Origin of the sequence: Streptomyces sp. MUSC 14, from assembly GCF_001866675.1 — a bacterium.
Lineage (GTDB): Bacteria > Actinomycetota > Actinomycetes > Streptomycetales > Streptomycetaceae > Streptomyces.
This window is the reverse complement of record NZ_MLYN01000008.1, coordinates 98,456-118,716: the sequence shown is the minus strand read 5'-3', so window position 1 is coordinate 118,716 and position 20,261 is coordinate 98,456. Positions and strand designations below refer to the sequence as shown.

General features: G+C 71.7%; 18 protein-coding genes. 15 read left to right on the top strand and 3 right to left on the bottom strand.

Features of this window, described 5'->3' with window-relative positions:
* The first annotated feature begins 64 nt into the window (after positions 1 to 64).
* Together ilvC and serA are read left to right on the top strand one after the other, a co-directional pair.
* Entirely contained in the window at positions 65 to 1,063 is a 999-nt protein-coding gene (gene ilvC / locus BIV25_RS04130; RefSeq protein WP_071370737.1) for a ketol-acid reductoisomerase, read from the top strand.
* A 243-nt stretch (positions 1,064 to 1,306) separates the two neighbouring features.
* On the top strand, positions 1,307 to 2,896 hold the full coding sequence (serA, locus tag BIV25_RS04125; protein ID WP_071370736.1) for a phosphoglycerate dehydrogenase: 1,590 nt from the start codon (positions 1,307 to 1,309) through the stop codon (positions 2,894 to 2,896).
* Positions 2,897 to 2,955: 59 nt separating this feature from the next.
* On the opposite strand, the gene BIV25_RS04120 is transcribed toward serA, so the two are convergent.
* Positions 2,956 to 4,482: an MFS transporter gene (locus tag BIV25_RS04120; protein WP_071370735.1), complete on the bottom strand. Its 1,527-nt coding sequence runs from the start codon at positions 4,480 to 4,482 to the stop codon at positions 2,956 to 2,958.
* A gap of 98 nt (positions 4,483 to 4,580) precedes the next feature.
* Here BIV25_RS04120 and BIV25_RS04115 point away from each other — a divergent pair, with 98 nt between their 5' ends.
* Genes BIV25_RS04115 through BIV25_RS50760 form a run of 3 tightly spaced genes read left to right on the top strand, consistent with a single transcriptional unit; the run spans position 4,581 to position 6,919 of the window.
* Positions 4,581 to 5,168, top strand: a complete 588-nt coding sequence (locus BIV25_RS04115) for a TetR/AcrR family transcriptional regulator (protein WP_071370809.1) — start codon at positions 4,581 to 4,583, stop codon at positions 5,166 to 5,168.
* Between the two features lie 40 nt (positions 5,169 to 5,208).
* On the top strand, positions 5,209 to 6,744 hold the full coding sequence (locus BIV25_RS04110) for an FAD-dependent monooxygenase (RefSeq protein ID WP_071370734.1): 1,536 nt from the start codon (positions 5,209 to 5,211) through the stop codon (positions 6,742 to 6,744).
* A gap of 22 nt (positions 6,745 to 6,766) precedes the next feature.
* Positions 6,767 to 6,919 (top strand): hypothetical protein, encoded by a 153-nt coding sequence (locus tag BIV25_RS50760; protein ID WP_177235148.1) that lies wholly within the window; start codon positions 6,767 to 6,769, stop codon positions 6,917 to 6,919.
* On the opposite strand, the gene BIV25_RS04105 is transcribed toward BIV25_RS50760, so the two are convergent.
* Positions 6,900 to 8,207: a CdaR family transcriptional regulator gene (locus BIV25_RS04105; protein ID WP_107485912.1), complete on the bottom strand. Its 1,308-nt coding sequence runs from the start codon at positions 8,205 to 8,207 to the stop codon at positions 6,900 to 6,902. The genes BIV25_RS50760 and BIV25_RS04105 overlap by 20 nt on opposite strands.
* A 164-nt stretch (positions 8,208 to 8,371) precedes the next feature.
* Between BIV25_RS04105 and BIV25_RS04100 the strand changes: the two genes are divergently transcribed.
* From BIV25_RS04100 to BIV25_RS04080, 6 genes are all read left to right on the top strand, one after another.
* Positions 8,372 to 9,298, top strand: a complete 927-nt coding sequence (locus BIV25_RS04100; protein WP_071370732.1) for a proline dehydrogenase family protein — start codon at positions 8,372 to 8,374, stop codon at positions 9,296 to 9,298.
* Positions 9,299 to 9,428: 130 nt separating this feature from the next.
* Complete coding sequence (gene pruA / locus BIV25_RS04095; protein ID WP_071370731.1) at positions 9,429 to 11,060, top strand: L-glutamate gamma-semialdehyde dehydrogenase; 1,632 nt, start codon at positions 9,429 to 9,431, stop codon at positions 11,058 to 11,060.
* Between the two features lie 89 nt (positions 11,061 to 11,149).
* Positions 11,150 to 11,689: a GNAT family N-acetyltransferase gene (locus BIV25_RS04090; RefSeq protein WP_071370730.1), complete on the top strand. Its 540-nt coding sequence runs from the start codon at positions 11,150 to 11,152 to the stop codon at positions 11,687 to 11,689.
* Between the two features lie 297 nt (positions 11,690 to 11,986).
* Positions 11,987 to 12,118: a hypothetical protein gene (locus tag BIV25_RS52355; protein ID WP_107485909.1), complete on the top strand. Its 132-nt coding sequence runs from the start codon at positions 11,987 to 11,989 to the stop codon at positions 12,116 to 12,118.
* Positions 12,119 to 12,215: 97 nt separating this feature from the next.
* The gene (locus BIV25_RS04085; RefSeq protein ID WP_071370729.1) at positions 12,216 to 13,259 is read left to right on the top strand and encodes a 3-isopropylmalate dehydrogenase; all 1,044 of its coding nucleotides are present in this window, start codon (positions 12,216 to 12,218) and stop codon (positions 13,257 to 13,259) included.
* Positions 13,260 to 13,506: 247 nt separating this feature from the next.
* Positions 13,507 to 14,595, top strand: coding sequence for a branched-chain amino acid aminotransferase (locus BIV25_RS04080; protein WP_071370728.1), 1,089 nt, complete (start codon positions 13,507 to 13,509; stop codon positions 14,593 to 14,595).
* 11 nt (positions 14,596 to 14,606) lie between these two features.
* On the opposite strand, the gene BIV25_RS04075 is transcribed toward BIV25_RS04080, so the two are convergent.
* Complete coding sequence (locus BIV25_RS04075; protein ID WP_071370727.1) at positions 14,607 to 16,043, bottom strand: cytosine permease; 1,437 nt, start codon at positions 16,041 to 16,043, stop codon at positions 14,607 to 14,609.
* 144 nt (positions 16,044 to 16,187) lie between these two features.
* Between BIV25_RS04075 and ureA the strand changes: the two genes are divergently transcribed.
* The 4 genes from ureA to BIV25_RS04055 are packed head-to-tail and all read left to right on the top strand — an operon-like array spanning position 16,188 to position 20,240.
* A complete protein-coding gene (gene ureA, locus BIV25_RS04070; protein WP_071370726.1) occupies positions 16,188 to 16,874 on the top strand; it encodes an urease subunit gamma in 687 nt (228 codons plus the stop codon).
* Positions 16,871 to 18,565, top strand: coding sequence for an urease subunit alpha (locus tag BIV25_RS04065; protein ID WP_371272984.1), 1,695 nt, complete (start codon positions 16,871 to 16,873; stop codon positions 18,563 to 18,565). Before ureA ends, BIV25_RS04065 begins: the two co-directional genes overlap by 4 nt.
* An 11-nt stretch (positions 18,566 to 18,576) precedes the next feature.
* Positions 18,577 to 19,617 (top strand): agmatine/peptidylarginine deiminase, encoded by a 1,041-nt coding sequence (locus tag BIV25_RS04060; RefSeq protein ID WP_071370725.1) that lies wholly within the window; start codon positions 18,577 to 18,579, stop codon positions 19,615 to 19,617.
* Between the two features lie 17 nt (positions 19,618 to 19,634).
* Positions 19,635 to 20,240 carry a TetR/AcrR family transcriptional regulator gene (locus tag BIV25_RS04055; RefSeq protein ID WP_071370724.1) on the top strand — a complete coding sequence of 202 codons (606 nt, stop codon included), beginning with the start codon at positions 19,635 to 19,637 and terminating at the stop codon, positions 20,238 to 20,240.
* Positions 20,241 to 20,261 lie beyond the last annotated feature (21 nt).

Here is a 20,261-nt window from a genome sequence, read left to right as displayed (position 1 = left end):
ACTTCCCCTCCCCCCACCGCATACGGTGGGACGCACAACCTGAACACCAAGGAGAGAACCCAAAGTGGCCGAGCTGTTCTACGACGCTGACGCCGACCTGTCCATCATCCAGGGCCGCAAGGTCGCGGTCATCGGCTACGGCAGCCAGGGCCACGCCCACGCGCTGTCGCTGCGCGACTCCGGTGTCGACGTGCGTGTCGGTCTGCACGAGGGCTCCAAGTCCAAGGCCAAGGCCGAGGAGCAGGGCCTGCGCGTGGTGACCCCCTCGGAGGCCGCCGCCGAGGCCGACGTCATCATGATCCTCGTCCCGGACCCGATCCAGGCCCAGGTCTACGAGAAGGACATCGCCCCGAACCTGAAGGACGGCGACGCCCTCTTCTTCGGCCACGGCCTGAACATCCGCTACGGCTTCATCAAGCCCCCGGCCGGCGTGGACGTCTGCATGGTCGCCCCGAAGGGCCCGGGCCACCTGGTGCGCCGTCAGTACGAGGAGGGCCGCGGCGTTCCGTGCATCGTGGCCGTCGAGCAGGACGCCTCCGGCAACGCCTTCGCGCTGTCCCTGTCGTACGCCAAGGGCATCGGCGGCACCCGCGCCGGCGTCATCAAGACGACCTTCACCGAGGAGACCGAGACCGACCTGTTCGGTGAGCAGGCCGTCCTGTGCGGTGGTACGGCCGCGCTGGTGAAGGCGGGCTTCGAGACCCTGGTCGAAGCCGGCTACCAGCCGGAGATCGCCTACTTCGAGTGCCTGCACGAGCTGAAGCTGATCGTGGACCTCATGTACGAGGGCGGCCTGGAGAAGATGCGCTGGTCGGTCTCCGAGACCGCCGAGTGGGGCGACTACGTCACCGGCCCGCGGATCATCACCGACGCCACCAAGGCCGAGATGAAGAAGGTCCTCGCCGAGATCCAGGACGGCACCTTCGCCAAGAACTGGATGGACGAGTACCACGGCGGTCTGAAGAAGTACAACGAGTACAAGCAGCAGGACTCCGAGCACCTGCTGGAGACCACCGGCAAGCAGCTGCGCAAGCTGATGAGCTGGGTGAACGAGGAGGCGTAAGCCTCGCGTCAGGGGGTCGGGGCATGCTGCTCCGGCCCCCTTCGTCCATCTGTTGTCCAACCCGTCCAGCCCGGACGGGTGATCCTTCCGCAGAGGCGCACAACGTCCAGAGCGGCGCCACTACACTGCTGCACAACACGCGTCAGGCCCACAGCGTCGTGCGTCTTCCGCGGCTAGCCCCCCTCCTCCGCCTGCGGCCGTCGGGACGGCCGTCCGCATGCCTTGGACTTGTGAGGACCTCACGTGAGCTCGAAACCCGTCGTACTCATCGCTGAAGAGCTGTCGCCCGCGACCGTGGACGCGCTCGGCCCGGACTTCGAGATCCGGCACGCCAACGGAGCAGACCGAGCCGAACTGCTCCCGGCCATCGCCGACGTCGACGCGATCCTGATCCGCTCCGCCACCAAGGTCGACGCCGAGGCCATCGCCGCGGCGAAGAAGCTCAAGGTCGTCGCCCGCGCCGGCGTCGGCCTCGACAACGTCGACGTCTCCGCCGCCACGAAGGCCGGCGTGATGGTCGTCAACGCCCCGACCTCCAACATCGTGACCGCCGCCGAGCTGGCCTGCGGTCTCCTCGTCGCCACCGCCCGGCACATCCCGCAGGCCAACGCCGCGCTGAAGAACGGCGAGTGGAAGCGCAGCAAGTACACGGGCGTCGAGCTGGCCGAGAAGACCCTCGGCGTCGTCGGCCTCGGCCGCATCGGCGCCCTGGTCGCCCAGCGCATGTCCGCCTTCGGCATGAAGGTCGTCGCCTACGACCCCTACATCCAGCCCGCCCGCGCCGCCCAGATGGGGGTCAAGGTGCTCTCCCTGGACGAGCTGCTGGAGGTCTCCGACTTCATCACCGTCCACCTGCCCAAGACCCCCGAGACGCTCGGCCTGATCGGCGACGAGGCGCTGCGCAAGGTCAAGCCGAACGTGCGCGTCGTCAACGCCGCGCGCGGCGGCATCGTCGACGAGGCGGCGCTGTACGCGGCGCTGAAGGAGGGCCGGGTCGCCGGCGCCGGCCTCGACGTGTACGCGAAGGAGCCCTGCACCGACTCCCCGCTCTTCGAGCTGGACCAGGTCGTGTGCACCCCGCACCTCGGCGCCTCCACCGACGAGGCCCAGGAGAAGGCGGGCATCGCGGTCGCCAGGTCCGTGCGCCTCGCGCTCGCCGGTGAGCTGGTCCCGGACGCGGTGAACGTCCAGGGCGGTGTCATCGCCGAGGACGTCAAGCCCGGTCTGCCGCTCGCCGAGCGCCTCGGCCGCATCTTCACCGCGCTGGCCGGCGAGGTCGCGCACCGCCTCGACGTCGAGGTGTACGGCGAGATCACCCAGCACGACGTGAAGGTGCTGGAGCTGTCCGCGCTCAAGGGCGTCTTCGAGGACGTCGTCGCCGAGACGGTGTCGTACGTCAACGCCCCGCTGTTCGCGCAGGAGCGCGGCGTCGAGGTCCGGCTGACCACCAGCTCCGAGTCGAACGAGCACCGCAACGTCGTCACCGTGCGCGGCACCCTCGCGAGCGGCGAGGAGGTCGCGGTCTCCGGCACGCTGGCGGGCCCGAAGCACGTGCAGAAGATCGTCGCGGTCGGCGACTACGACGTCGACCTCGCGCTCGCCGACCACATGGTCGTCCTGCGCTACGAGGACCGTCCCGGTGTCGTCGGCACCGTCGGCCGCATCCTGGGCGAGGCGGGCATCAACATCGGCGGCATGCAGGTCGCGCGCGCGGCGGTGGGCGGCGAGGCGCTGGCCGTGCTGACCGTGGACGACACGGTGGCGGCCCCGGTGCTCGCCGAGGTCGCGGCGGAGATCGGGGCGGCGTCCGCCCGCTCCGTGAACCTCGTCTGAGACACGCACGACAACGCCGGGCGGGCCGACGAGAGTCGGCCCGCCCGGCCTTTTTCGCCCTACTGCTCGCCCCCGGCCCCGATCCCGCGCAGGCTCAGCGCCGCACCCACCGCCGCCACCGCGAGGATCACCGCGCCGGCGAGCGCCGCGCCCCGCATCCCGCTGGTGAACGCCTCCCGGGCCGTGGCGAGCAGGGACTCGCCGGCCCGGCCGTGCAGCCGGGCGGCCGTGGCGAGGGCGCCGCCCAGGGTCTCGCGGGCCTCGGCGGGAGCCGTCGAGGGCATCTCGTGGCGGTAGAGCGCCGTACCGATCGAGCCGAGCACCGCCATGCCGAGGGCGCCGCCGAACTCGGTGCCGGTCTCCAGCAGCGAGGAAGCCGTGCCCGCCCGCTCCGCCGGCGCGCCGTTCATGGCCAGGTCCACCAGCTGGGACGCGATCGCGACCATCCCGCAGGCGAGGACACCGGCCCCGGCCAGCACCAGCCACAGCGAGTCGGTGCCGAGCAGGGTGAGCATCGTGTACCCGGCCGCCATGGCCGCGAAGCCGCCGGCGACGACGTACGCCCGGTTGACCCCCCGCTGGACGAGCTGCGCGGTGAGCGGACCGGCGACGCCGATGAACACCGAGGGCAGCAGGCTCCACAGGGCCGCCGACAGCGGGCTCTTGCCGAGCACCGACTGCAGGTACTGCGTGGTGAAGATGGCCGAGCCCATCATGCCGAGCGCGGCGACGAGGTTCAGGACCAGTGCCGGGGCGAAGCCGTGGCCCTTCAGCAGGGCGGGCGGGATCAGCGGGGAGACCGCGGTGCGCTGGCGCCGGACGAACAGGGCCGCGAAGAGCAGGCCGACGGTGATCGAGGCGACGTAGAGCGGGTGCCAGCCCTCGGAGGGGATCTCCTTCAGGCCGTAGACCACGGGGAGCACGGCGGCCATCGACAGCGGGACGCTCGGCCAGTCGAAGCGGCCCGGGTTCGGGTCCTTCGACTCCGGCAGCAGCACCGGGCCGAGGAGCAGCAGCAAGGCCATCGCGGGCAGGTTGACCAGGAAGACCGAGCCCCACCAGAAGTGTTCGACGAGGATGCCGCTCATCACCGAGCCGAGCGCGATCCCGCCGGTCATCACGCCGGACCACAGCCCGATCGCCTTCGCCCGCTGGGCCGGGTCGGTGAACATCGTGCGCAGCAGCGCCATCGTGGACGGCATCAGGGTCGCGCCGCCGATGCCGAGGATCGCGCGGGCCGCGATCAGGGCGGCGGCGCTGGTCGCGTAGGCCGCGAGGAGCGAGGCCCCGCCGAAGGCGGCGGCCCCGGTGAGGAGCAGTCTGCGGCGGCCGATGCGGTCGCCGAGCGAGCCCATCGTCATCAGCAGGCCGGCCAGGACGAAGCCGTAGACATCGAAGATCCACAGCTGCTGGGTGCCGCTCGGGTGGAGGTCCGCGCTGATCGCGGGCGTCGCGAAGTAGAGGACGGACACGTCCATCGAGACCAGCAGCAGCGGCAGCATCAGCACGCCGAGGGCGGTCCACTCACGGCGTCCGGCGCGGGGCCCCGCCGCGACAGGGGCGGTGGTGCTCGTCGAGTTCGTCATGCCGAGGAATATACGATCGTCTTAAACGCTTGTCTAGAACAAGTGTATAAGTCATTCGTCTAGGACGGTTGTATGGATCGCGGGGTAGGGTGACCGGCATGGGACACCGTGAGGATCTGCTCGAAGGCGCCAAGCGCTGCCTGCTGGAGAAGGGGTTCGCGCGCACCACCGCGCGCGACATCGTCAAGGCCTCGGGGACCAATCTGGCCTCGATCGGCTACCACTACGGCTCGAAGGACGCGCTCCTCGCGCAGGCCTACGTCGCGATCGTGGAGCACATGTCCGGCGCCTTCGACGGAGGCGACGCCGCCGCGATCGAGGGCGCCCCCGGCTCGCTGGAGCGCTTCCGGAACGTCTGGTCCGGCATCGTCGCCACCATGCGGGAACCGGACTCGATCTGGCGCCTCAGCATGGAGGTCATGACCCTCGACATGCCCGAGGTGCGCGAGCACCTGTCCCGCGCGCAGCGCGAGGGCGGGCGCGGGCTCGTCTCCCTGCTCCAGGGCGTGCCGGAGGAGCAGGTCTCCGACACGACGGCCGACACCCTCGGCCGCTTCTACCTGACGCTGATGACCGGCCTCATCGCGCAGTGGACGTTCGACCCGGAGGCCGCCCCGGACGGCGACGCGCTCACCGAGGGCCTGCGGCAGATCGTCGCGTCCGTCCCGGCCGCCGAGGTGCGCTGAGCGGATTGCGGCCGCCGGCGGGCCGGGGCAGATTGGCTTCATGCGGGATGCCGAGGTGCCGGTACTGATCGTCGGCGGCGGCCCGGTCGGGCTCACCGCGCGGGCACTGCTGGACCGCTGGGGCGTGCCCTGTCTGCTCGTCGAGCGGCACCACGAGCTGTCGCCGTTTCCCCGCTCCCGGCTGGTCAACGTGCGCTCGATGGAGATCTTCCGCGGCCTCGGCCTCGCCGCCCGGATCACGGACCGGGCCTTCGCGCCGCGCTACGGCCGGGTCCGCTTCCGCGACACCCTGGGCGGTGGCGACTTCGCCTCGGCGGCGATGGCCGGGGTGCGCGCGCCGGTGCCGGAGAGCCCCGCGCTCGGCGTGGTCACCTCCCAGGACCGGCTGGAGCCGGTGCTGCTCGCCGCGGCGGCCGCGCCGGTGCGGTTCGGAGTCGAACTCGTCGGCCTGGCCGAGGAGTCCGAGAGTGTCGTGGCGCGGCTCGCCGACCGCCGCACCGGTGCCGAGTCCCGGCTCCGGGCCCGGTACGTCCTCGCCGCCGACGGCGCGCGCTCCACCGTCCGGGACCTGCTCGGTGTCGGTACCACCGGGCCGGGTGCGCTGGGCGGCGTCACCACCGTCGTCTTCGACGCCGCCCTCGACCGCTGGTGCGCCGACGAACCCGCCGGTGTCTACTTCACCGCCCACGGCTCCTTCATGCCGCTGTACCCCGAGGGCGGCTGGGCCTGGTTCGGCCCGACGCCCGCCGCCGTCGACGGCACCGACTGGGGCGACCTCGTCGCGCACGCCCTCGGCCCGGGCGTCGACGTACGCCCCGAGGTGCTGCGCGTGCAGCACTGGGTGATGAACGCGTTCGTCGCCGACCGCCTGCGCCGCGGCCGGGTCCTGCTGGCCGGCGACGCCGCGCACGCGGTGCCGATCGTCGGCGGCCTGGGCATGAACGCGGGCGTGGCCGACGCGCACAACCTGTGCTGGAAACTGGCGGGCGTGCTGCGCGGCTGGGCCGGCCCCGGGCTGCTGGACACCTACGCGAGTGAACGGCACCCCGTCGCCCACGAGACGCTGCGCCAGGCGGTGGCCAACGCCCGGCTGCTGGGGGACGTGCAGAGGCGTCGGCGCGAGCGGCCGCCGAACCGGATCGAACTCCCCTGGATGGACCAGTACTTCGCGCAACTGGGCCTGGTGCTCGGCGTCGCCTACCGCTCGTCCGCCGTACTGTCCGGCACGGGTGACACGACGCGCCCCTCCCCGCCCGGCACCGACTACGTGCCCGCCGTGGCGCCGGGCCACCGCCTGCCCCACCGCCGGCTCACCGGTGACCGCTCCACGCTGGACGCCCTCGGCGAGTGGTTCACCCTGTTCACCCCGGACCCCGCCGCCTGGGCGCTACCGGTGTCCGTGCCACTGCGCGTCGAACCCCTGCCCCGCGAGCACGCCGAGCCGTACGAACTCGGCCCGCACGGCGCCCTGTTGGTCCGCCCGGACGGTCACATCGCCGCCCGCTGGCCGGACCGGCCGCAGGCCCCCGCCGCTCTCGCCGAGGCTTTCGGTCGGCTCACAGGCGTGCCCGCTTGAGGGTCATGTGGAGCAGTAGCCGGTGGTCCAGCACGCCAGGCCCTACGAACTCGGCTCGCCCGGCGCCCTGTTGGTCCGCCCGGACGGTCACATCGCCGCCCGCTGGCCGGACCGGCCGCAGGCCCCCGCCGCTCTCGCCGAGGCTTTCGGTCGGCTCACAGGCGTGCCCGTTTGAGTGCCATGTGCAGCAGTAGCCGGTCCTCGCCGTCGTCGAGGTCGAGGCCTGTCAGCTGTTCCACCCGGGACAGCCGGTAGTACAGGGTCTGCCGGTGGATGCCCAGCTCCGCCGCCGCGCGGCCGGCCTGGCCCGCGCAGTCGAGGTAGACCTCGGCGGTGCGGGTCAGCTCCCGGTGGGCGGGGGAGAGCAGCGGGCCGACCACGGGATCGTGCGCGGCCTCCGGCGGCAGTGCCGTCAGCAGCCGGTACGGCCCGATCGCCGCCCACTGCGCGACCGGCCCGAACCGCGGCTCGGCCAGCGCGGCCCGTGCGGCGGCGGTGGCCTCCTCCCACATCGTGCCCAGCTCGCCGAGGCCCGCCCGGGGCTCGCCGACCCCGGCCGCGTACCCGGCGCCCGGTACGGCCCGGGCCGCCCCCTCCAGACCGGCCGCGGCCGCCGCGGCCACCCGGGCCCCGGCCCCGCGGGCCGCGCCGCCCGCCGCGCCGCGCGCGCTCCCGGCCTCCTCCAGCAGCCGCGCGGCCGCCGTCAGCGCCGGCGCGCTCACCTCCGTGGTGCGCAGCCGTACCAGCAGCGCGAGAGACTGCCCGGCCGCGCCCCAGGGCAGGGTGCACAGCGCGAGGGCGTGCGGGATCGTCCGGGCGGCCGGGGCGTCGTCCGGGTCGGCCGAGGGCCAGGGGGCGACACAGACCAGGGCGTGCGGGCCGTCGGCGCGCGGGCCGAGGGCGGTGCGCAGTTCGGCCACCGCCATGTCCTGCTGCCAGCCGCGCTCCGCGCCGAGCACCGCCCGCAGCTCCCGGCTCAGCCCGGCCCCGGCCGCCGCCTCGTCCGCGAGCAGCGCGCCGATCCGGCCGGCCACCGCCATCGCGGCGGCCAGTTGGGCGTCCGTCGGTCCCGGGTCGCCGTCCAGCAGCCAGACGTAGCCGAGGACGACACCCCGATGGCGGACCGGGAGACAGATCCGGCCGCGGTAGACCCCCGCCTCCGTGCTCGCCGGGATCCGCACCGGGCCGGTCGCCCGGGTGATGCCGAAGCCCTCGAACCAGGAGCGGACCGTCGACGTGGAACGCCGGGTCAGGATCGAGCGGGTGCGTACCGGGTCCAGCGCGGAGGGGTCCAGCTCGTCGTCGCTGTCGTACGCGCCGAAGGCGATCAGCTCGAAGTCGCGGTTCTCCAGGGTCGCCGGGACGCCCAGCAGCTCCGAGATCTCGTCCACGAGCTCCTGGTAGTCGCCTTTGAAGGCCTTGAAACCCTTGAAATCCGCCGCCACTCGGGCATTCTCCCTCATTTTCCGGTGGTCTTCATACATCTGTCTGAGATCCAGTGCACGGATGCGTGACAGCTGTCGATGGCCCAGGATCGGAGAGATCCTTAGGTTTCACGGTGGTTCTCCGTGCCGTACCCGAATCGTCGGACGACGGCCCATTTGATGCTTGTCTGTGGAGGTGCCCCGTGCTGGGTCCCGTGATTCTCGCCGCGTCGCGCAGCGACCGGATGCGACGCCTGATCTCGGCGGCCCCGGTGACCAAGCAGGTCGTCGACCGCTTCATCCCGGGTGAGACCGTCGACGACATCGTCCCGATCATCAAGGACCTCACGGCCAAGGGCCTGGAGCTGACGATGGACGTCGTCGGCGAGGACATCACCACGCCGGAGCAGGCCGCCGCCGCCCGCGACGCCTACCTCGCGCTGATCGACCACCTGGGGGAGCTGGGGCTCGCCGAGAAGGTCGAGATGTCGGTCAAGCTCTCCATGTTCGGCCAGGCGCTGGACGGCGGCCACGAGCTCGCCCTCGCCAACGTCCGTCCGGTCGTCGAGGCCGCCGCCGCGATCGGTACGACCGTGACGCTGGACGCCGAAGACCACACCACCCTCGACTCGATGTTCGCGATCCACGAGGAGCTGCGGAAGGACTTCCCGCAGACCGGCTGCGTCATCCAGGCCTACCTCTTCCGCACCGAGGCCGACGCCCGCCGCCTCGCCGCCGCCGGCAGCCGCGTCCGCCTCGTCAAGGGCGCCTACAAGGAGCCCGCCGAGGTCGCGTACCAGCAGAAGCACGAGATCGACAAGGCGTACGTCCGGGTCCTGCGCATCCTCATGGACGGCGAGGGGTACCCGATGATCGGGTCCCACGACCCGCGCCTGATCGCCATCGCCCAGGAGCTGGCCCACCAGGCCGGCCGCAAGCTGAACGAGTACGAGTTCCAGATGCTGTACGGCATCCGCGGCGACGAGCACCTGCGACTGGCCGCCGAGGGTCACCGCATGCGCGTCTACACGGCCTACGGCACCGACTGGTACGGCTATTTCATGCGCCGCCTGGCGGAGAAGCCGGCGAACCTGCGCTTCTTTTTGAGGAGCATGATCAGCCGTGGCTAATCCAACGTGGCTGCGCCTCGGCGTCGGCCGGGGGTCCGGGGGTTGTCCCCCGGGAAAGCACAGCCTCCGCTCGATGGTCAGCAAGGGCTGAACCCGAACACCCGCTCACGATCAAGGAGTCAAGGATCTCATGGACGCTGTGACCCAGGTCCCCGCCCCCGTCAACGAGCCGGTGCACGGCTACGCCCCCGGCTCGCCCGAGCGCGTCCGGCTGGAGGCCAGGCTCAAGGAGCTGGCCGAGAACCCGATCGACCTGCCGATGACCATCGGCGGCGAGAAGCGGATGGGTGGCGGCGAGCCGTTCCAGGTGGTCCAGCCGCACCACCACAAGGCCGTCATCGGCACCGGTCACCACGCCACCCAGCAGGACGCGCAGGACGCGATCGACGCGGCCCTGGCCGCCGCGCCGGCCTGGCGCGCGATGTCCTTCGACGACCGCGCCGCGATCATCCTGCGCGCCGCCGAACTCCTCGCCGGTCCCTGGCGCGAGACCATCGCCGCCTCGACGATGCTCGGCCAGTCGAAGACCGCCCAGCAGGCGGAGATCGACACCCCCTGTGAGCTGGTCGACTTCTGGCGCTTCAACGTCCACTACGCCCGCCAGATCCTCGCCGAGCAGCCCCCGGCGAACTCCCCGGGCGTCTGGAACCGGATGGACCACCGCCCGCTGGAGGGCTTCGTCTACGCGATCACGCCGTTCAACTTCTCGGCGATCGCGGGCAACCTGCCCACCGCCCCGGCTCTCATGGGCAACGTCGTGGTCTGGAAGCCGTCCCCGACCCAGACCCATGCCGCCGTCCTGCTGATGCAGCTGCTGGAGGAGGCCGGTCTCCCCAAGGGCGTCATCAACCTCGTCACCGGCGACGGCATCGAGGTCTCCAAGGTCGCCCTGGAGCACCGGGAGCTCGCGGGCATCCACTTCACCGGTTCGACCAAGACCTTCCAGTACCTGTGGAAGACGGTCGGCAACAACATCGAGAAGTACCGCTCCTACCCTCGTCTGGTCGGCGAGACCGGCGGCAAGGACTTCCTGGTCGCCCACCCGAGCGCCGACCGCGCCGTGCTGAAGACCGCCCTGACCCGCGGTGCCTTCGAGTACCAGGGCCAGAAGTGCTCCGCGACCTCCCGCGCCTACATCCCGGCCTCCATCTGGAACTCGGGCTTCAAGGAGGAGTTCGCCGCCGAGGTCGACTACCTCACCATGGGTGACGTCACCGACCTGTCGAACTTCATCGGCGCCGTGATCGACGACCGCGCCTTCGCGAAGAACAAGGCCGCGATCGACCGCGCCGCGTCCGACCCGACCTGCGAGATCGTCGCCGGCGGCAGCTACGACGACTCGGTCGGCTACTTCGTCCGCCCGACCGTCGTCGTCTCCACCGATCCCGAGAACGAGATCTTCCGCACCGAGTACTTCGGCCCGTTCCTCGGCGTCTACGTCTACGAGGACGACCAGTACGACGCGATGCTGGAGCAGATGGAGTCGGTCTCCGACTACGCCCTGACCGGCTCGGTCATCTCCAACGACCGTGCGGCGGCCGCGTACACGATGGAGAAGCTCCGCTACGCCGCGGGCAACTTCTACATCAACGACAAGTCGACCGGCGCCGTCGTCGGCCAGCAGCCCTTCGGCGGCGGCCGCGCCTCCGGCACCAACGACAAGGCCGGCGCCCCGCAGAACCTGATGCGCTGGACCCTGACCCGCGCCATCAAGGAGACGCTGGTCGCGCCGACCGACTACGGGTACCCGCACATGGGCTGAGCCTCGCCCACCCCGAGCGACGGGCCGGGAAGCCTGACACCGAGCAGGCTTCCCGGCCCGTTTCCAACTCTGCCGGGGACACTGGAGCCATGACCGTCCGACTGCGTCTCGCGCACACCGCCGATCTCGGCCCTTCCGAACTCCGCGCCGCCCGCGCCCTGTTGGACACGGCGTTCGACGGGGGATTCGCCGACGAGGACTGGGATCACGGGCTCGGCGGCCTGCATGTGCTGGTCCACGACGACGCCGGGCTCGCCGCCCACGGCTCGGTCGTGCAACGCCGCGTCCGGCACCGGGAGCGCTGGCTGCGCACCGGATACGTCGAGGCCGTCGCCGTACGTCCGGATGCCCGGCGCACAGGGCTCGGCGGGCGGGTGCTGGGGGAGCTTGAGCGGGTGATCGAGCGGGCCTACGACCTCGGTGCGCTCTCGGCGAGCCCGGAGGGAGCCCTGCTCTACACCGCCCGGGGCTGGCAGCGCTGGGACGGCCAGGTGCACGGCCTGTCCCCGGACGGGATCGTACGGCTGCCGGAGGAGGAGGGGCACATCTACGTGCGGCCCGCCCTCGCCGGGGCGCTCCGGCCGGACCGGGAGTTCGTCCTCGACTGGCGGGACGGGGACGTCGCCTGACGGATCGGCATCGCCCCCCTGCGCTCCCTCGCCCAGCCGTCACCCGAACGCACGGAAGCCCAGCTCAGAGCGGTGTGACACGTGTCGTCGTCTCAGATAGTAGGAAGTCCGAGTAATTGTGCAGACAGATGCGGGGCGCTCCCTTAGCTTTGTAGGAGCCGAACGCATCGCTCGATCCAGCGAATGGCGGTCGTGAGCCGGGCCCGTGCAGGCAACCCCTGCGGCCGTGCGCTCCCCGCCCCCCGGCGTCTCGCAATCCCTCTGCGTGCTCCACGTCTGCCGAAGGAGTCGATCCCCATGATCGAGACGACCGTCCGCCGCCGCGTCCGCCACGTGTCCCGTACCAGCGAGGCGGACCGCAAGAACGCCGCCGCCGCCCTCCAGCGCGCCCTCGACCGCCGTGACAACGGCGGCGAGACCGGCCACTGAGAGCGCCGGGGACGGAACGTCGGCACGGAACCCGACACGGTGTCCGCATCGCGGACACCGCGTGTCATCACCTGGGACGAGGAGTAGGGTCGCCCGCATGTCTCGCAGCATCAATCTCGCAGTGATCCCCGGTGACGGCATCGGCCAGGAGGTCGTGGCCGAAGGTCTGAAGGTCCTCTCCGCCGTGCTTCCGCAGGATGTGAAGCTGGAGACGCAGGAGTACGACTTCGGCGCCCAGCGGTACCACGCCACCGGTGAGACCCTCACCGACGCCGACCTCGACTCCCTCAAGCGGCACGACGCGATCCTGCTCGGCGCGATCGGGGACCCGAGCGTCCCGTCCGGCGTCCTGGAGCGCGGCTTCCTGCTGAAGCTCCGCTTCGCCTTCGACCACCACGTCAACCTGCGGCCGAGCAAGCTGCTCCCCGGCGTCGCGACCCCGCTCGCCGGCCAGCCGGAGATCGACTTCGTCGTCGTCCGCGAGGGCACCGAGGGCCCGTACACCGGCAACGGCGGCACCATCCGCAAGGGCACCGAGCACGAGGTCGCCACCGAGGTCTCCGTCAACACCGCCTTCGGTGTCGAGCGCGTGGTCCGCGACGCCTTCGCCCGTGCCCAGGCCCGCCCGCGCAAGAAGCTCACGCTGGTCCACAAGAACAACGTGCTGACCTTCGCCGGCCACCTCTGGACGAACATCTTCAACCAGGTGGCCAAGGAGTTCCCCGAGGTCACCACGGACTACATCCACGTCGACGCGGCCACGATCTACCTGGTCACCGACCCGGCCCGGTTCGACGTCATCGTCACCGACAACCTCTTCGGCGACATCATCACCGACCTCGCCGCGGCCGTCTCCGGCGGCATCGGCGTCGCGGCCTCCGGCAACATCAACCCGGGCCGCGAGTTCCCCTCCATGTTCGAGCCGGTGCACGGCTCGGCCCCGGACATCGCCGGACAGGGCAAGGCCGACCCCACCGCCACGGTCCTCTCCGTCGCCCTGCTGCTGCGTCACCTCGGGTACGACGCCGAGGCCGACCGCATCGACGCCGCCGTCACCGCGGACCTCACCGAGCGCGCCGACAAGCCCGCCCGTGCCACGTCCGAGATCGGCGACGCGCTCGCCGCGCGAGTAGCCGGCTGATCCGGCGCTCCACCACGAGAAGCCGCCGGGTCGCACGACCACCCGGCGGCTTCCCCATGTCCCCGCCGGGTGCCACCATCAACCCCTGGGCCGCTTTCACCCCGATTCCGTCGGCCGCAGTCCCCGCGCGATAATCGGACGCGGAGCCGCGGTATGAGGGAAAGCTCGGACGTCCTAGCACCGGCTGAGAAGCCGGTCGGGGCGTGAGCGCGGCCCGGTCACTACAACCGGTGAAGGACAACCACTCATGACGACGCCCACGATCGAGCTCAAGCCCTCCGCCAGCCCCCTCGCCGCCGCCGAGCGGGAAGCGATCCTGGCCAACCCCGGGTTCGGCCGCCACTTCACCGACCACATGGTGACGATCAAGTGGACCGAGGGCCGCGGCTGGCACGACGGCCAGCTCGTTCCGTACGGCCCGATCTCCCTCGACCCCTCCACCGCCGTCCTGCACTACGGCCAGGAGATCTTCGAGGGGCTGAAGGCGTACCGCCGGCCCGACGGCTCGATCGCGGTGTTCCGTCCCGAGGCCAACGCCCGCCGCTTCCGTAACTCCGCCCGCCGCATGGCCATGGCCGAGCTGCCCGAGGAGCTGTTCATCGCCGCCCTGGACGCGCTGCTCGCGCAGGACGCCGACTGGGTCCCGGCGCACGGCGGCGAGGAGTCCCTCTACCTGCGTCCGTTCATGTTCGCCACCGAGGCCGCGCTCGGCGTGCACCCGGCGAACGAGTACCTCTTCATGCTGATCGCCTCCCCGTCCGGCGCCTACTTCGCGGGCGGCGTCAAGCCCGTCACCATCTGGGTCGCCGAGGACCACGTCCGTGCCGTCCCCGGCGGCACCGGTGACGCCAAGACCGGCGGCAACTACGCCGCCTCGCTGCTCCCGCAGGCCGAGGCCGCCGCGCACGGCTGCGACCAGGTCGTCTACCTCGACGCGGTCACCCGCACCAAGGTCGAGGAGAGCGGCAGCATGAACGTCGCCTTCGTCTACGGCGACCGGATCGTCACCCCCGAGCTGACCGGCTCGATCCTGGAGGGCATCACCCGCGACTCGCTGCTCCAGGTCGCCCGCGACCTCGGCTACACCGCCGAGGAGGGCGTGGTCACCCTGGAGCAGTGGCGTGCGGACGCCGCCTCCGGCGCCCTCACCGAGGTCTTCGCCTGCGGCACCGCCGCCGTGGTCACCCCGATCGGCCACGTCAAGACCAAGAACGACGAGTGGACCCACGGCGACGGCAGCCCCGGCGAGGTCACCCTCCGCCTGCGCCGGGCCCTGCTGGACCTCCAGCGCGGCACGGCCGAGGACCGGCACGGCTGGATGCACCGGATCGGCTGACCGCAGCCCGCTCAGATGCTCAGGGCCGCCTCGGACTCCTCGTCGGGTTCCGTGGCGGCCCTCGCCGGTCCGGTGCGGGCGGTCAGCAGCAGGTAGGCCAGGCCTCCCACCGCGCCCGACAGCAGGAAGCTGCAGTCCACGCCGCCGGTCAGACGCAGCAACGGGCCCTGGTACGAGGGCAGGGACACGGCCAGCAGGCCGACCCCGGCACCCAGCGCCCACGAGACCGTCGCCCGCATGTTCCAGCCCGCGCGGTACCAGTAGATCCCGCCCCGCGAACGGCGGTTGAAGACCTGGAGGGCGTCGGCGTCGTACACCCCGCGGCACCGGACGAAGCCGATCAGGGTGATGACGGCCCACGGGGTGCCGATCGCGGTGAGCAGCAGTACGAAGGACGTCATCGCGGACTGCGCGTTCCAGGCGTAGTGGCCGACGAAGACGCAGACGGTGGCGACGACGGCGACCGTGTAGGTGGCCCGCGCCCGGGAGGCCCTGGGCAGGATCGCGTCCAGGTCCAGGCCCATCGAGTACAGCATCAGACCCGCGTTGCCGACCGAGCCCGCGGAGGCGGACAGCAGCAGCGGGATCAGGTACCAGGCGGGGGAGGCCTGCACCAGAGGACCGGCGTAGTCGAGGGCCGCGTGCGCGCCGTACGCCGTGAAGGTGCCGAACAGCTGCGGCACCAGCAGCCCGAGGACCAGGCCGAGCCAGGTCGCGTGCAGGACGCGGCGGCTGCCGTGCCGGGACGGCGAGATGTAGCGGGTGTAGTCGCCGAGGAGCGTGATGAAGGCGATGGGGCCGGACAGTCCCGCCGCCACGGCCGCGAGGAACCAGGTCGGCCAGAACGAGCCCAGCAGATAGCCGCCCGCACCCGGCAGCGCCGAGGTCGTGAAGTGCGGGGCGTAGGCGAAGATCCCGAGGATCAGCAGCGCCGTCATGCCGATGGCGAGGACCCGCGACATGGCGAGCAGCACCCGGTAGCCGTAGACCGCGCCCGCGACCGTCGCCGCCGCGAGCACCGCGTAGACCACGGCGTACGACACTCCGTCCGCCGGCAGCCCGGCCATCCGGCCCAGCACGCCGATCATCACGTCCCCGCCGATCCACACGGTCAGCGCGGTGTAGCCGAGGGCCAGCAGCAGCCCGACCACCGAGCCGACCAGTCGGCCCCTCACCCCGAACTGGGCGCCCGAGGAGGTGGACAGGTTGGTCGCGGTGCGCAGGGAGACCAGCGCGAGCGGTGCCGTGAACAGCGTGCCGATCACCGTGCCCGCCACGATCGCGCTCACCGACGCCCACCAGCCGAGCCCGAAGGACGGCGGCAGCCAGCCGAAGATGATCACTCCGAGGCAGAGGTTCGAGCCGAGCAGGATCGAGACGAGATCGCGCGGACCACTGGTCCGCTCCTCGTCCGGGATGGTGTCGACTCCGCGCTGTTCTATCGGCATGGGTGGGTCTCCTTCGACTACCGCCAGAGAGTTAGAGCGACGTTCAATGTCCGTGAAGCCTTGCCGACAGTCAATGCTTCTGTTTCATGAATTCTGCGTTTAGAGTGATGCTCTAAGTAGCAGATGACAAGGAGGTGCCGCGACGTGAGACTGACCCCCACGGAACGTGACCGGCTGCTGCTCTTCGGAGCCGCCGAGCTGGCCCGGGCCCGCCGGGCGCGCGGCCTCAGGCTGAACGTGCCCGAGGCGACCGCGCTGATCGCGGACGCGGTGTGCGAGGCGGCCCGGGACGGCAGGCGGCTCGCCGGGGCCATCGAGGCGGCCCGCTCGGTGCTCGGCCCCGACGACGTCCTGCCGGGCGTCGCGGACGTCGTCACCGAGGTGATGGTCGAGGCCGTCTTCGACGACGGCTCCCGCCTCGCGGTCGTCCCCGACCCGATCGGCGGCGGCTCGCTGGGCGAGCGGGCACCGGGCGCGCTGGTCCCGGCCCCCGAGCACGCCGAGCCGGAGGCGGTCGTACGGCTGCCGGTCACCAACACCGCGACCGTGCCGGTCTCCGTCACCTCGCACTTCCACTTCTTCGAGGCCAACCCGCGCCTCGACTTCGACCGCGCGGCGGCCTATGGCACGCGCCTGGCCGTGCCCGCCGGTTCCTCCGTCCGCTTCGGCCCGGGGGAGAGCGTCGAGGTCGGCCTCGTACCGATCGGCGGCGACCGGATCGCGATCGGCTTCGCCGGGCTGGTCGACGGGTCGCTGGATGCGCCCGGCGCCCGGGAGGAGGCCCTGCGCAGGGCTGTGGCCTGTGGATACCTGGGAGCGGAGAGCCGATGACCCCCCCGATGAACCCCTACGAGTACGCCGCCACCCACGGCCCCCGCGCCGGCGACCGCGTCCGCCTCGGCGACTCCGGGCTGACCGTCCGCGTCGAGGCCGACTCCCAGCGCTACGGCGACGAGTTCCTGGCCGGTTTCGGCAAGACCGCCCGCGACGGACTGCACCTGAAGGCCGCCGCCGTCCGCGAGACCTGCGACGTCGTCATCAGCAACGTGGTCGTGATCGACGCCGCGCAGGGCATCCGGAAGGTGTCCATCGGCATCCGGGAAGGCCGCATCTGCGCCATCGGGCGGGCCGGCAACCCCGACACCCTCGACGGGGTGGACGTCGTTGTCGGCACGGGTACGTCGATCGTCTCCGGCGAGGGGCTCATCGCCACCGCCGGTGCCGTCGACACCCATGTCCACCTGCTGTCGCCGCGCATCATGGAGGCCTCGCTCGCCTCCGGCGTGACCACGATCATCGGGCAGGAGTTCGGCCCGGTCTGGGGCGTCGGCGTCAACTCGCCCTGGGCGCTGCGGCACGCCTTCAACGCCTTCGACGCCTGGCCGGTCAACATCGGCTTCCTGGGCCGGGGTTCGTCCTCCTCCGACGCCCCGCTGATCGAGGCGCTGGCCGAGGGTGGCGCCTCCGGCTTCAAGGTGCACGAGGACATGGGCGCCCACACCCGCGCCCTGGACACGGCCCTGCGCGTCGCCGAGGAGCACGACGTCCAAGTCGCCCTGCACAGCGACGGGTTGAACGAGTGCCTGTCGGTCGAGGACACCCTGCGGGTGCTGGAGGGCCGTACGATCCACGCCTTCCACATCGAGGGCTGCGGCGGCGGCCACGTGCCCAACGTGCTGAAGATGGCCGGTGTACCGAACGTCATCGGCTCCTCCACCAACCCCACCCTGCCCTTCGGCCGGGACGCGGTCGCCGAGCACTACGGCATGATCGTCTCCGTCCACGACCTCAAGCCGGACCTGCCCGGCGACGCCGCCATGGCCCGCGACCGGATCCGGGCCGGCACCATGGGCGCCGAGGACGTGCTGCACGACCTGGGCGCGATCGGCATCACCTCCTCCGACGCCCAGGGCATGGGCCGCGCCGGTGAGACCGTGCGCCGCACGTTCGCCATGGCCGGCAAGATGAAGGCCGAGCTGGGTCCCCTGGACGGCGACGGCGAGGGCGACGACAACGCCCGCGTCCTGCGCTACATGGCCAAGCTGACCATCAACCCCGCCATCGCCCACGGCCTCGCGCACGAGGTCGGCTCGATCGAGGTCGGCAAGCTCGCCGACATCGTGCTGTGGCGCCCGGAGTACTTCGGCGCCAAGCCGCAGCTCGTCCTCAAGTCGGGGTTCCCGGCGTACGGCGTCGTCGGCGACCCCAACGCGGCCACCGACACCTGCGAACCCCTCGTACTGGGACCGCAGTTCGGTGCGTACGGCGCGACGGCCGCCGACATCTCGGTCGCCTTCGTCGCGCAGGCCGCCGTCGACCAGGGCGGCGACACGATGCCCACCCGCCGCCGTCGCGTCGCCGTGCGCGGCACGCGCGGGATCGGCCCCGCCGACCTGCGGCTGAACGCCCGGGTCGGAGCGGTGGACGTCGACCAGCACACCGGACTGGTCACCCTCGACGGCGACCCGCTGCGCTCGCAGCCCGCCGACTCGGTCTCCCTGAACCGCCTCTACTTCCTGTGAAGGACCTCCGTATGACCACCCCCGCCGCCGACGGCTTCCGTATGCCCGCCGAATGGACCCCGCACGAGCGCACCTGGATGGCGTGGCCGGGCCCCAACCCCACCTTCGACGACCCGGACGACCTCGCCGCGTCCCGCCGCGCCTGGGCGTCCGTGGCCCGCGCGGTCCGCCGCTTCGAGCCGGTGACCGTGGTCTGCGGCCCGGGCCAGACCGCAGAGGCGCGGGCGCTGCTCGGCCCGGACGTCGAGACCGTCGAGCGCGAGCTGGACGACGCCTGGATGCGGGACATCGGCCCTACCTTCCTCACCGACGGCCGTGGGCAACTGGCCGCCGTGGACTGGACGTTCAACGGCTGGGGCGCCCAGGACTGGGCCCGCTGGGAGCACGACGCGAAGATCGCCGCCTACGTGTCCGACCTCGCGGGCGCGAAGACGTACGCCTCGCGGCTGGTCAACGAGGGCGGTGCGATCCACGTCGACGGTGAGGGCACGGTGCTGCTCACCGAGACCGTGCAGCTCGGCCCCGAGCGCAACCCGCACTGGTCGAAGGAGGAGGTCGAGGCCGAGATCCACGCCCACCTCGGCACCGAGAAGGCCATCTGGCTGCCGCGCGGCCTGACCGGCGACTACCCTCCCTACGGCTTCGGCACCCTCGGCCACGTCGACATCGTCGCCGCCTTCGCCCGCCCCGGTGTCGTCGTCGCCCACCACCAGCCGGACCCCGCGCACCCCGACTTCGAGGTCACCAAGGAGGTCATCGGCCGCCTGAAGTCGGCGACCGACGCGCGCGGCCGGGCGCTGGAGGTCGTCGAGGTGCCGGCCCCGACCGCCCTGGAGGCCGACGGCCACTGGGCCGACTACTCCTACATCAACCACTACCTGTGCAACGGCGGCGTCGTGCTGTGCGGCTTCGACGACCCGCGCGACGAGATCGCCGCCGGGATCTTCCGCCGGCTCTTCCCCGAGCGGACGGTCACCCTGGTGGACGCGCGTACGATCTTCGCGGGTGGCGGCGGCATCCACTGCATCACCCAGCAGCAGCCGAAGGCGTGAACGTGTAGGAGAGACGGATGGCCGGTGCGGCACGGACGCGGAGGAACGCGCCGCCGCGCGAGGAGGTGCTCGCCGTCGCCATGGACATGATCGCCGAGCGCGGTCTGGAGAAGCTCACCATGGCGGCGCTCGGCCGCGAGGTCGGGATGAGCAGCGGCCATCTCCTCTACTACTTCCGCTCCAAGGACGAGCTGCTGCTCCAGGCCCTGGAGTGGAGCGAGGGCCGGCTGGGCGCCGAACGCGGCCGCCTGCTCACCCGCCCCGGCACCGCGCACGAGCGGCTCACGGCCTACGTCGACCTGTACGTCCCCGACGGCCACCGCGATCCGCACTGGACGCTGTGGCTGGAGGTGTGGAACCGCTCGCAGAACGCCGACGACGACGCCCGCACCCGGCAGGCCGCGATCGAGGGCGCCTGGCACCGCGACCTGGTCGCGCTGATCGCCGCGGGCATCTCCCGGGGAGAGTTCCGCCGGGTCGACGCCGACCGCTTCGCGGCCCGCCTGCGCGCGCTGCTGGACGGGTTCTCCATCCACGTCGCCATCGGGCTGCGCGGCACGGACCGCGACCAAGTGCTCGCGCACGTAAGGGAGTTCATTGCTGACGCGCTGCTGAGTCCTTAGCCGCGGGCGAGGTAAAGGAAT

What these genes read in the sequence shown, in the direction of transcription:
- BIV25_RS04120 (WP_071370735.1), bottom strand. Translation starts at nt 4,482, where the DNA reads ATGACGAACTCGACGAGCACCACCGCCCCTGTCGCGGCGGGGCCCCGC.
- BIV25_RS04115 (WP_071370809.1), top strand. Translation starts at nt 4,581, where the DNA reads ATGGGACACCGTGAGGATCTGCTCGAAGGCGCCAAGCGCTGCCTGCTG.
- BIV25_RS04110 (WP_071370734.1), top strand. Translation starts at nt 5,209, where the DNA reads ATGCGGGATGCCGAGGTGCCGGTACTGATCGTCGGCGGCGGCCCGGTC.
- BIV25_RS04105 (WP_107485912.1), bottom strand. Translation starts at nt 8,207, where the DNA reads ATGAGGGAGAATGCCCGAGTGGCGGCGGATTTCAAGGGTTTCAAGGCC.
- pruA (WP_071370731.1), top strand. Translation starts at nt 9,429, where the DNA reads ATGGACGCTGTGACCCAGGTCCCCGCCCCCGTCAACGAGCCGGTGCAC.
- BIV25_RS04090 (WP_071370730.1), top strand. Translation starts at nt 11,150, where the DNA reads ATGACCGTCCGACTGCGTCTCGCGCACACCGCCGATCTCGGCCCTTCC.
- BIV25_RS52355 (WP_107485909.1), top strand. Translation starts at nt 11,987, where the DNA reads ATGATCGAGACGACCGTCCGCCGCCGCGTCCGCCACGTGTCCCGTACC.
- BIV25_RS04085 (WP_071370729.1), top strand. Translation starts at nt 12,216, where the DNA reads ATGTCTCGCAGCATCAATCTCGCAGTGATCCCCGGTGACGGCATCGGC.
- BIV25_RS04080 (WP_071370728.1), top strand. Translation starts at nt 13,507, where the DNA reads ATGACGACGCCCACGATCGAGCTCAAGCCCTCCGCCAGCCCCCTCGCC.
- BIV25_RS04075 (WP_071370727.1), bottom strand. Translation starts at nt 16,043, where the DNA reads ATGCCGATAGAACAGCGCGGAGTCGACACCATCCCGGACGAGGAGCGG.
- BIV25_RS04065 (WP_371272984.1), top strand. Translation starts at nt 16,871, where the DNA reads ATGACCCCCCCGATGAACCCCTACGAGTACGCCGCCACCCACGGCCCC.
- BIV25_RS04060 (WP_071370725.1), top strand. Translation starts at nt 18,577, where the DNA reads ATGACCACCCCCGCCGCCGACGGCTTCCGTATGCCCGCCGAATGGACC.
- BIV25_RS04055 (WP_071370724.1), top strand. Translation starts at nt 19,635, where the DNA reads ATGGCCGGTGCGGCACGGACGCGGAGGAACGCGCCGCCGCGCGAGGAG.